Below are 11840 nucleotides of genomic sequence, written 5' to 3'. Positions count from 1 at the left end.
CAAAATGAGCGCCCCCCACCCTCCAATGAACCTCATCTCCTACCAATTCCCTAAAATTTCTATGTCAATTTCCCGATTTATAGAGGATTTTCGACTTTTAAAACGAAAGTAGTAATAGTTAAAGATGAGTTTGAATCATTCAGGAGGGGTACGATGTCACATGAAACGGTGAATCCAAAGTTACAAAGTATCATTGATAATATAGAGAAAGTCATGATTGGGAAGAGAAAGGTAGCGGAGCTGAGTATTGTTTCTCTGCTTGCAGGAGGACATGTGTTGCTTGAGGATGTTCCGGGTGTCGGGAAAACGATGATGGTTCGTGCGCTGGCAAAATCCGTCGGGGCAAGCTTCAAGCGGATTCAGTTCACGCCTGATTTACTGCCATCGGACGTGATCGGTGTATCGATATATAACCCGAAGGAAATGGAGTTTACCTTCAGGCCGGGACCAATCATGGGAAATATCATTCTGGCGGATGAAATCAACCGTACATCACCTAAAACTCAGTCCGCGTTACTTGAGGGGATGGAAGAGAGCAGTGTGACGATCGACGGGATGACCCGGAAGCTGGATAAGCCGTTCTTCGTTATGGCGACTCAGAATCCGATTGAGTATGAAGGGACATACCCCCTTCCGGAAGCACAGCTTGACCGATTCCTGTTGAAGATGAAGATGGGCTATCCGGAGCCCGAAGAAGAGATGGAAGTTCTTCACCGGGCCCAGCGGACTCCGCCCATCGATGAATTGAAGCCGGTGATGACCCTTGAGGAATTGAGATACATCCAAGGAGATGTGAAGGAAGTACTGGTGGACGACACCATCAAGAAATACATTGTGGAAATTGCAAACCGGACAAGGATCCATGCCAATGTATACCTTGGTGCGAGCCCCCGTGGATCGATTGCATTGATGAAAGCGTGCCAGGCTTACGCTTATTTGAGGGGCAGGGATTATGTGGTTCCGGACGACGTTCAATTCCTGGCACCTTACGTATTCTCGCACCGCATTATCATGAAGTCTGAAGCTAGATACGAAGGGATCACGCCTGAGGAAGTGGTGGAAAGGGTCATGGCGCGCATTCCTGTTCCTGTCCAAAGGATTGCGAGATAGATGAAGACGAAACTTCAATTCCTTAAACCACTTGTGAAGTTTTTGCTACTGCTCCTCTTGATGGGGGTGACGTTTTCCTATGCGATGTTCCAAGGCGGGTTTGTGAGCTGGTTTTTATTTTATAGCTTTTTGCCGTTTGCCCTTTATTCCTTGTTGATTTTCTTATACCCTCTATCGGAGTTTTATGTGGAGAGAACTTTTGAGTCGGCAGAGTATAAAGCGGGTGATGAGTTAAAGGTGACCATCACCTTGTCCCGGAAGCTCCCTTTTCCTTTATTTTACATGGTGATGGAGGATGTGGTGACGGATTCGGTCTTTCATCATTCGGGTTTTCAAAAGGCGAAGGCGATGATTCATCCTGGATTCAGAAAGCGGATCATGCTGACGTATGTGGTGGACGAGCTTCCCCGGGGTGAACATATTTTCTCTAACGTACGGTTTAAGACAGGTGATTTCTTTGGCGTATTTGAAAAGGAAGCGACGGTGGAGTGCGTGGATAAACTCCTCGTTTATCCGTCCATCGTGGATGTCCCGTATCGTCCGTTGGAGAACCGGTATGATCAGGGGATGACGACTTCGAATGTGAAGATCCAGAAGGATACGACGATGGCGACGGGTATCCGGGATTATCAACCCGGGGACCGCTTCTCGTGGATCCATTGGAAAACCTTCGCCAGGACCAATGAGCTGATGACTAAGGAGTTTGAAGAACGTCAGTCCCATGATGTCCTCATCGTACTAGACCGGGAAGCTTCTCCGGCATTTGAAGCCATGGTCACCTTCACGGCTTCGATGATCCGGTCGATCGTCAAGAAGGGTGCTCAGGTCGGCCTTGTGTCCATCGGGGAAGATCACGTATCATTTCCGATCCGTGGCGGCGACGAACACTTGAGTCAGCTGAATTATCACCTGGCGAAAGTGAGGCAGGACAGCCCCTTTGCTTTAGGGAAAGTCCTTCAGGGAGCGGGATTGAACTATTCTCAATCAGCAGCGGTTGTGTTTGTGACGTCCTCTGTGTCGAAAAAAATGATTATGAGTGTGAACGAGTATGCGAAGCGGAACAGCTCCGTCGTCATCTTCCTGGTGAAAAGGATGGGAGAGGCGTATACGGCAGAAGAGAAATCACTGAAAGCTTATGCTTCTTCAAGGGGCATCCGTTTGAAAGTGTGCTTTGAAGGTGATTTTTCATCCGCCTTTCTGGAGGTGAAGAGGGCATGAGGCAAGACATAGCAAACTCATTTTTCAAGATCATGATTTATTTATTTGGATTTTTGCTTCTGTGGGAGTGGTTAAAGCCCCTGAGGGTCGTGACAGACACGGCGAGCTTGACGTATTTTGCTGTCTTTATCGGTTTGGCCCTCGTTCTCTCTTACTTTCGGATTCATTACGTCATCACGGCATCAGTGAAAGTTCTGTTTATTCTTTACAGTCTGAATAAACTGTACTATTCCGGTTCATTTTTTGCCCCCGAGTGGTTGAAGAAATTCGGTCAGGATCTATGGAGTAATCTTGGGTTGACGCTTGGTCGGGAGTGGCCGAGTTTGTCATTTGAGTACAGAAGTTTATTGTTTTTCGTGCTTCTTTGGTTGATGACGTACTTGATCCATTATTGGATCTCGGTCCGGAAGACGATTCTCCTTTTTTATATCATGACGGTTGCTTACGTTTGTCTGATTGACACGTTCACGGCATATGAAGGTGATCGATCCATCATCCGTGTCGTCATCTTCGGCTTTCTTCTTATGGGATTGCTGGCTCTTGAAAGACTTGTACAAAGAGAGAATCTTCGTGGTTCCAAAATGAGCCGTCACCGCTGGATCGTTCCACTTACAGTGATGCTCGGTGTCAGTTCCGTCGTGGCTTTTGCCGCACCAAAAGCAGATCCCATTTGGCCGGATCCGGTCCCATATCTTCAATCCTTTTCTGAAGATGCAGGCGGCAGCGGCGTGAACAAAATTGGGTATGATACCGATGACACGAAGCTTGGTGGCCCATTTGTCGGTGATCCTACCGTCGTATTTAATGCTGAGGTGACCAAAGAGCATTACTGGAAAATTGAATCGAAGGATCTATACACAGGAAAGGGCTGGGAACAGTCGATTCCGGATGAACAGCAGGCCGCCATGCCGTTTGATCCCGGGAATAAGGTTCCGATATCTTCCCCGGAATCCGATGAAGAGCGGGATTTGGAAAGTGAAAAGATCATGGTGGAGCGCAAGTATTCCCATGTTGTCTATCCGTATGGGGTGGAAAGCATCAACGGAAATGATAAAGGGTATTTCAGCTTCAATCCCATCAATGAAAAAGTGACGAGTTATAAAGAGCTCGATGAAACCGTCAACCTTGAAGAATATGAGGTCTCCTATCGTTCCCCGTCCTATTCACAGAAAAAGATGAAGGCGGCGAATGAAGAACAGGAAATCATGCAGGTGCCGGAGTTTGTCGATCGCTACACCCAGCTGCCTGATACGACTCCTCAGCGCGTCAAGGACCTTGCCGTTGAGATCACCTCGGAAGAAGATAATTGGTATGACAAAGTAAGGGCGATCGAGCAATATTTTTCAAAGGAAGCGTATGTATACGATCAGTTCGATGTACCGGTTCCTGAAGAAGAACAGGATTACGTGGATCAGTTTCTGTTTGAAACGCAGCGCGGATACTGTGATAACTTCTCAACTTCCATGGTGGTGTTGGTCCGCTCGCTGGGGATTCCTGCGAGATGGGCTAAAGGCTATACAGAAGGGGAATACAGCAGGCAGGTGGATTCGACCTATAAACTATATGAAGTATCGAACAACAATGCCCATTCATGGGTTGAGGTATTCTTCCCGGAAGTAGGGTGGGTTCCGTTTGAGCCGACGGTTGGCTTCAACAATAACGTTTCCTATCAGTATGATCTCGATGTACCTGATCCGGAAGATAATGAAGTACCGGTTCCGGAGCAGAAGGATACGCCAAAGAAACCTTTGCAGCCTGAGGAGGATACAGCATCTGCAGGTGACGGTTTTTCTATATCGAAGGTTTGGGATGATTTGAAGTCATTTGTCGTAGACAACTGGGGCAAGATTGTAATGGTAGCCATTCTCATGATCATCATTGCCATGGCTTTATACCTAGTGAGAAGACGCTGGATGCCGTATGTCCTGATTTTTCATTACCGCAGGAAGTCATCGGATGACGTATTCACAGAAGCCTATCTATCCCTTATGAAACAATTGGAAAGATACGGCTTGAGAATGGAAGACGGCCAAACATTACGGGGGTATTCAAGATACATCGATTCGTTCTTCGGTACCCGTGAAATGACCAGTCTCACCAATAATTATGAACGGGTACTGTACGGTCAGAGCCCTACAAAAGAAGACTGGGTGAAGATGAGGGAATTATGGGAAAATTTAATTAAAAGGACAACCGGTTGACCCGGTTCGCTACAGAGTATAAAATGATGTCAAATTCAAATAGCGTTCGTTAGCATCCTTCGTATATCCTCGATAATACGGTTCGAAAGTATCTACCCGGTCACCTTAAATGACTGGACTATGAAGGCAGTGTTCTTAGTTGACATCCGTGTATGCAAAAAAACTAGAATTCTGCCTTTTTTTAAGGCGGAGTCTAGTTTTTTTTATATTTTTTTGGAATGCTAACAACAATAGATAGTAAAAGGTAAATAAACTGAAGAGGTGAACTGAATGCTTGGTAAAGAAGAATTGCACAATCAAGAAATGATCGTCGTTTTGGACTTTGGAAGTCAATACAATCAGTTAATCACGCGAAGAATCCGTGAGTTTGGTGTTTATAGTGAGCTCCACCCGCATACAGTTACCCTTGAGGAAATCCAGGAAATGAATCCGACTGGAATCATCTTCTCGGGCGGACCGAACAGTGTCTACGGTGAAGATTCATTCCGTTGTGATGAGCGTATCTTTGATCTGGATATCCCAATCCTCGGGATTTGCTACGGCATGCAGCTGATGACGATGCATTTCGGAGGGAAGGTAGAACGCGCGAAGCACCGCGAGTACGGAAAAGCAGCCATCAACATTGAGAAGCAGTCCAAATTATTCTCAGAACTCCCGGAAGAGCAGGTTGTATGGATGAGTCACGGTGATCTTGTCGTGGAAGCACCTGCAGGCTTTGATGTAAATGCGACGAACCCTTCTTGTCCGATTGCTTCCATGAGTAACGAAGAACAAGGACTATATGCGGTTCAATTCCACCCTGAAGTGCGTCATTCGGTGCACGGAAATGAAATGTTGAAGAATTTCGTATTTGAAGTGTGTGGATGCACAGGCGACTGGTCCATGGAGAACTTCATCGAAATGGAAATGGACAAGATCCGACAAACAGTTGGTGATAAGAAAGTTCTTTGCGCTCTAAGCGGAGGTGTCGATTCTTCCGTTGTGGCTGTATTGATCCACAAAGCAATCGGCGATCAACTGACATGTATCTTCGTCGATCACGGCCTTCTTCGAAAAGGCGAGGCGGACAGCGTCATGAAGACATTCGCTGACGGCTTTAACATGAACGTCATTAAAGTGGATGCTCAAGACCGTTTCTTAAATAAACTAAAAGGTGTATCCGATCCAGAGCAAAAACGTAAGATCATCGGAAATGAATTCATTTACGTATTCGACGATGAAGCGACGAAGCTTAAAGGCATCGAATATCTTGCACAAGGTACGTTATATACAGACATCATTGAAAGCGGAACGGCGACTGCACAAACAATCAAGTCCCACCATAATGTCGGCGGGCTTCCTGAAGATATGCAGTTCACCCTGATCGAGCCGTTGAACACACTATTTAAAGATGAAGTTCGTGCTTTAGGTTCCGAGCTTGGCATTCCGGATGAAATTGTGTGGCGTCAGCCATTCCCGGGACCTGGTCTTGGTATCCGTGTCCTTGGTGAAATTTCTGAACAGAAGCTTGAAATCGTCCGTGAGTCTGATTACATTCTCCGTGATGAAATCAAGAAAGCCGGACTTGATCGTGACATCTGGCAATACTTCACGGTCCTTCCTGATATCCGTAGTGTCGGTGTTATGGGGGATGCGAGGACATATGATTACACGATCGGAATTCGTGCGGTTACTTCCATTGACGGTATGACGTCAGATTGGGCGCGTATTCCATGGGACGTATTGGAGAAAATATCAACTCGCATTGTAAATGAAGTCGATCATATCAACCGCGTGGTGTATGATGTGACGAGCAAGCCACCTGCAACGATCGAGTGGGAATAATAAATTTGAATAAAATAACTGACAGGCTTCTTCCGGGTCGGATCCATTCGACAGACGGAAGGTGCCTGTCGTTTTTTGTATTAAACGAACATTAATATGATATTATAATAATAATGTTCGTATTTTGTATTGACGGACTGAAATCCTGTTGGTACAATAGTACTGTAATCATAACAAAACATAATAAAAGTATTACGTCGTATAATTTCGGGAATAGGGCCCGAGCGTTTCTACCAAGCTACCGTAAATGGCTTGACTACGAGGTGATGGATGATAGGACCGTTTTTTTAGCGGCTATCAATCTGGATCTTAACAGTCAAAGCCTTGAACTCTGGTAGTTCGAGGTTTTTTTATTATTTTCTACGGCGACTCTATAGGAGGAGTACAAGAATGAGGAATTTCTTTCAGTTTGACCAGTTAGGAACGAATTATAAAAGGGAGATCATCGGGGGATTGACCACCTTCCTATCGATGGCCTATATCTTAATTGTTAACCCGCTTACGTTGACTCTTCAATCCGTGCCGGATCTTCCGGACAGCATGAGAATGGATTACGGTGCGGTCTTTGTGGCAACGGCATTGGCAGCAGCCATCGGGTCGTTGATCATGGGGCTCATCGCCAAGTATCCGATCGCATTGGCACCGGGAATGGGCTTGAATGCCTTCTTCGCATACACGGTCGTATTAACAATGGGTGTACCTTGGCAATCAGCTTTGACGGGGGTCTTGATTTCAGGACTGATTTTCATCGCCTTGACACTGTCGGGCATCCGGGAAAAGATCATTAACTCGATTCCAGCAGAATTAAAATACGCTGTTGGAGCCGGAATCGGTTTATTCATTACCTTCATCGGTTTCCAAAACGCGGGCATCATCGTTAATAACGATGCCGTGTTAGTGGGACTTGGAGATTTAACAAATGGAACTACGTTACTTGCGATTTTCGGGATCATCATCACGGTTATTTTAATGACAAGAGGTGTTAAAGGCGGGATTTTCATCGGGATGGTCGTAACCGCTATCGTGGGTATGATCGCAGGACTGATTGATACACCGGAAAGAGTAGTGGATGCAGCACCAAGTCTTGCCCCGACTTTCGGAGCGGCACTTGAACCGTTATTCAATGATGCAGGCAGTATTTTCACCATTCAAATGCTTGTAGTCATCCTGACGTTCTTGTTCGTCGACTTCTTTGATACAGCCGGTACACTTGTGGCAGTGGCGAACCAGGCTGGACTGATGAAAGACAACAAATTACCTCGTGCAGGTAAAGCGTTATTTGCTGATTCATGTGCAACGGTAGTCGGAGCCATCTTGGGAACTTCTACAACAACTTCTTATATCGAATCCTCTGCCGGGGTCGCAGCAGGAGCGAGGACGGGATTCGCATCCGTCGTGACAGCCATTTTATTCGTACTATCCATTTTTTTCTTCCCATTACTGGCCGTCATCACATCGGCCGTGACAGCACCTGCCCTGATCATTGTAGGGGTACTGATGGTATCATCATTAGGTGAAATCGATTGGAAGAAATTCGAGGTAGCGGTTCCCGCATTCCTTACGATTGTCGCCATGCCGCTAACATACAGCATCGCAACAGGGATCGCCATCGGATTCATTTTCTATCCAATTACGATGATCATGAAAGGTCGCGGTAAAGAAATCCACCCAATCATGTATTTCTTGTTTGTGATCTTTGTCCTGTACTTTATCTTCCTGGTATAAAATAGGTACCGATTACTAAGAAGCTGATCTATCACGGATCAGCTTCTTTCTGTTTTTTATTGAAAAAAGTGTAGAATATAAATAAAGGGAATGACGACAAGGTTAGAGAAGGTAGTACAAAGGGAAGAAGTAAGAATTGAAAAAAGGGTCAATTTTCGTTAAAATCATGGAATCGGGTAATGTCGAAAATGGTCGAATATATAGGGAGAATTGAGTATGTCTACTTTAAATGTGAAAAAAGTCTTAAATAATAATGTATTGATCGCCGTCCATGAAAGCTACGGAGAAGTCGTGCTGATCGGGAAGGGGATAGGGTTCAACCGGAAAAAGGGTGATCCCATCCAAAATGATATTGCAGAAAAGATGTTTGTCCTAAAAGGGGAAAAAGAGCAGGAGCAATACAAGAACCTTCTTCCTTTCTTGAATGATGATATGTCGAACGTCATTATTTCTGCCATCGAGTTGATTCGGAAAAGAACCAACTCATTCCTTAACGAGCATATTCACATCGCCCTTACAGACCATATTCTATTTGCCATAAACCGATTGATGAGAGGAATGGAGATCCGGAATCCATTTCTGGTGGAGACAAGAACGCTGTATCCTTTTGAATATGAAATTGCGAGAGAAGTCGTCAGTATGATCAATGAAATGACCGATGTCCATCTTCCTGAAGGGGAAGTGGGGTTCATTGCTCTTCATATTCACAGTGCCATGATGAACAAGGACCTTTCCGAAGTGAACCAGCACTCTCAGTTGATCAGTCGTCTGATAGGGATGATTGAACAGCAACTCGATGTTGAAATCAATAAAGAGAGTGTCGATTACATGAGGCTCATACGGCATATTCGATACACGATCGAGAGGGTTCTCAGGGGAGAAAGAGTAGAAGAACCAGAAAAAATTGCAAAACTGTTGAAAGAAGAATACCCTGTCTGCTATAATTTATCTTGGAAGCTGATTAAGATGATGCAGCAAACATTGCAGAAACCCGTGTATGATGCCGAGGCAGTATACCTCACAATGCATCTGCAGCGGATTCAAAATAAAGTAAATTAACGTACTTATCTTTTCTTACGTGTTACTGATTCGATCAGGCATGAGTAAAGAAGATAATTGAAACGTGTATTTTGGGGCAGTCTATCCATATACGTTCATTATCCTCTTTTCTCATGCCTTTTTTGTTTGGTTAGGCGCAATCATCTAATTAGTCGAAAATGAAAATAAAGGGAGGAAACTCACATGTTTAAAAAGGCTTTTGGTGTACTACAAAAAGTCGGTAAAGCATTAATGCTTCCAGTTGCGATCTTACCAGCAGCCGGACTTTTACTAGCGTTTGGTAATGCTCTTCAAAATCCAACGCTTCTAGACATTGCCCCATTCCTTGCTAACGGCGGCGTTGAAACCGTTGCCAGCGTAATGGAACAAGCGGGTGGAATTATCTTCGGAAACCTGGCACTGCTCTTCGCAGTCGGTGTTGCCATCGGTCTTGCCGGTGGAGAAGGGGTGGCCGGTTTAGCAGCCATCGTTGGTTTCTTGATCATGAACGTAACAATGGGTACTGTTGAAGGTTTAGGTATTGGTGATGTTACAGGTGACGGCGTCGATCCGGCATTTGCACTGGTCCTCGGTATCCCAACCTTACAAACAGGTGTATTCGGCGGTATCATCGTCGGGATCCTGGCAGCGTCCATGTACAATCGTTTCTACCAAATTGAACTACCTTCATACTTGGGGTTCTTCGCAGGTAAGCGATTTGTTCCAATTGCTACAGCAGCATCTTCCGTTGTATTAGGATTATTAATGTTATTAATTTGGCCACCGATCCAAGATGGTCTTAACACATTCTCTAACTTTATGCTCGGTGAAAACAGAGCACTTGCAGCATTTGTATTTGGTGTAATCGAACGTTCACTTATTCCATTCGGATTGCACCACATTTTCTATGCTCCATTCTGGTTCGAATTCGGTTCTTACACATCAGCAGCTGGTGATGTTGTACGTGGGGACCAGGCAATCTTTATGAAACAAATTCAAGATGGTGTACAAGACCTGACGGCAGGTACATTCATGACGGGTAAATTCCCATTCATGATGTTCGGACTTCCGGCAGCGGCATTAGCGATCTACCATGAAGCGAAGCCGGAACGTAAAGCGGTTGTAGGTGGAATCATGGCATCTGCTGCTTTGACTTCATTCTTGACAGGTATCACAGAACCAATCGAATTCTCTTTCTTATTCGTAGCACCTGTACTATTTGGAATACACTGTATCTTTGCAGGTTTATCATTCTTAACGATGCATTTGTTAAATGTAAAGATTGGTATGACATTCTCAGGTGGTTTAATTGACTACATTCTATTCGGACTGATTAACCCACAAACGAATGCCTGGATCGTCATCCCGGTAGGTATCGTATTTGCATTCATCTACTACTTCGGATTCCGCTTCTCTATCCGCAAGTTCAACCTTATGACTCCTGGTCGTGAAGACGTAGATGAAGATGAAGATGACGCTCCTGCAAGTTCAGCTGGTGATCTTCCATACAACATCCTTGAAGCGATGGGTGGACAAGAAAATATCGCTCACTTAGACGCATGTATCACTCGTCTCCGTGTATCTGTTAATGACGTAAAACAAGTAGACAAAAACCGTCTGAAAAAACTTGGTGCTTCAGGTGTACTTGAAGTAGGAGATAACATTCAAGCCATCTTCGGACCAAAATCAGACACAATCAAATCACAAATGCAAGACATCATCCGTGGGAAAGCTCCACGCAGAGTAGAAACAAACGCAAACGAAGAAGTAGAGCAACAAATTGAAGAAGTGAATCCGGATGCTCTTCAAACTGAGCGCAACAACGAAAAGTTCGTAGCTCCGATCACAGGTGAGATCAAAGACATCACCGAAGTACCTGACCAAGTATTCTCAGGTAAAATGATGGGTGACGGTTTTGCGATCGTGCCGTCAGAAGGAACAATCGTTTCTCCTATCACAGGTAAAGTCGTGAACGTCTTCCCAACTAAGCATGCTATCGGACTTGAGTCCAAAGCAGGCCGTGAAGTACTGATCCACGTTGGAATCGATACAGTGAAACTGGAAGGTAAAGGATTCGAAGCCCTAGTAAAAGAGGGAGATCAGGTAGAAGCCGGTCAACCATTACTGGAAGTAGATCTAGACTACATCAAAGAAAACGCACCTTCCATCATCACACCGATTGTCTTCACGAACCTTAAAGAAGGGCAACAAGTGACAATCGAAAAGTCTGGTAACGTAAACCGTAACGACGAAAACATCATTAAGATCGACTAATATCTTTATAAAAAGCGGCTCATCCTCCATCGAGAGGGGGGCCGTTTTTGTTCTTGTTCTTATATAGAAGAAAGTGGGTTCATAATAGAAGAATCATGAGCGCTTAATAGGGGGGGTTGAAAGTTTTAAAAATAAATCTATTAAATCTATTGACGAATATCTAATAGCTTGATATACTTTAAAAACCGTCGCAAGAGAGCAGCGGGTACATAACAACATTCAACGAGATCATAAAACATTTCAAAAAAAGTTGTTGACAAACGCACTGCATTCTTGATATAATGGTCAAGTCGCTTCAAATAAAGCGCCACATTGAACCTTGAAAACTGAACAAAACAAGACAATACGTCAACGTTAATTCTAGATTTATTTTAAGAGCTATTCAAACTTTTATCGGAGAGTTTGATCCTGGCTCAGGACGAACGCTGGCGGCGTGCCTAATACATGCAA

General features: G+C 44.7%; 7 protein-coding genes, 1 rRNA gene and 2 riboswitches. All 8 genes read left to right on the top strand.

Features of this window, described 5'->3' with window-relative positions; all coding sequences use genetic code 11:
• Positions 1 to 153 precede the first annotated feature (153 nt).
• Entirely contained in the window at positions 154 to 1110 is a 957-nt protein-coding gene (locus tag JI667_RS20045; RefSeq protein WP_206858116.1) for an AAA family ATPase, read from the top strand.
• Positions 1111 to 2328 (top strand): DUF58 domain-containing protein, encoded by a 1218-nt coding sequence (locus tag JI667_RS20040; protein ID WP_206858115.1) that lies wholly within the window; start codon positions 1111 to 1113, stop codon positions 2326 to 2328.
• Complete coding sequence (locus tag JI667_RS20035) at positions 2325 to 4529, top strand: transglutaminase TgpA family protein (protein ID WP_206858112.1); 2205 nt, start codon at positions 2325 to 2327, stop codon at positions 4527 to 4529. The genes JI667_RS20040 and JI667_RS20035 overlap by 4 nt, the downstream gene beginning before the upstream one ends.
• Positions 4530 to 4568: 39 nt before the next feature.
• A riboswitch (purine riboswitch) is annotated at positions 4569 to 4670 on the top strand.
• A 129-nt stretch (positions 4671 to 4799) separates the two neighbouring features.
• Complete coding sequence (guaA, locus tag JI667_RS20030; protein WP_206858110.1) at positions 4800 to 6353, top strand: glutamine-hydrolyzing GMP synthase; 1554 nt, start codon at positions 4800 to 4802, stop codon at positions 6351 to 6353.
• Between the two features lie 177 nt (positions 6354 to 6530).
• Positions 6531 to 6632, top strand: a riboswitch (purine riboswitch).
• A 111-nt stretch (positions 6633 to 6743) separates the two neighbouring features.
• Positions 6744 to 8078 carry an NCS2 family permease gene (locus JI667_RS20025; RefSeq protein WP_206858108.1) on the top strand — a complete coding sequence of 445 codons (1335 nt, stop codon included), beginning with the start codon at positions 6744 to 6746 and terminating at the stop codon, positions 8076 to 8078.
• A gap of 216 nt (positions 8079 to 8294) precedes the next feature.
• Entirely contained in the window at positions 8295 to 9137 is an 843-nt protein-coding gene (glcT, locus tag JI667_RS20020) for a glucose PTS transporter transcription antiterminator GlcT (RefSeq protein WP_206858106.1), read from the top strand.
• 183 nt (positions 9138 to 9320) lie between these two features.
• The gene (ptsG, locus tag JI667_RS20015; protein ID WP_206858103.1) at positions 9321 to 11390 is read left to right on the top strand and encodes a glucose-specific PTS transporter subunit IIBC; all 2070 of its coding nucleotides are present in this window, start codon (positions 9321 to 9323) and stop codon (positions 11388 to 11390) included.
• Positions 11391 to 11780: 390 nt separating this feature from the next.
• Positions 11781 to 11840, top strand: a 16S ribosomal RNA gene (locus tag JI667_RS20010); the annotation flags it as partial.

The organism is Bacillus sp. NTK074B, assembly GCF_017303375.1.
Classification (GTDB): Bacteria; Bacillota; Bacilli; order Bacillales; family Bacillaceae_B; genus Rossellomorea.
The sequence above is the reverse complement of the archived record's forward strand: the minus strand, read 5'-3'. Positions and strand labels throughout refer to the sequence as shown.

Bases quoted from the DNA above. Each gene is read 5' to 3' on its own strand.
- JI667_RS20045 (WP_206858116.1), top strand. From the start codon at position 154: ATGTCACATGAAACGGTGAATCCAAAGTTACAAAGTATCATTGATAAT.
- JI667_RS20040 (WP_206858115.1), top strand. From the start codon at position 1,111: ATGAAGACGAAACTTCAATTCCTTAAACCACTTGTGAAGTTTTTGCTA.
- JI667_RS20035 (WP_206858112.1), top strand. From the start codon at position 2,325: ATGAGGCAAGACATAGCAAACTCATTTTTCAAGATCATGATTTATTTA.
- guaA (WP_206858110.1), top strand. From the start codon at position 4,800: ATGCTTGGTAAAGAAGAATTGCACAATCAAGAAATGATCGTCGTTTTG.
- JI667_RS20025 (WP_206858108.1), top strand. From the start codon at position 6,744: ATGAGGAATTTCTTTCAGTTTGACCAGTTAGGAACGAATTATAAAAGG.
- glcT (WP_206858106.1), top strand. From the start codon at position 8,295: ATGTCTACTTTAAATGTGAAAAAAGTCTTAAATAATAATGTATTGATC.
- ptsG (WP_206858103.1), top strand. From the start codon at position 9,321: ATGTTTAAAAAGGCTTTTGGTGTACTACAAAAAGTCGGTAAAGCATTA.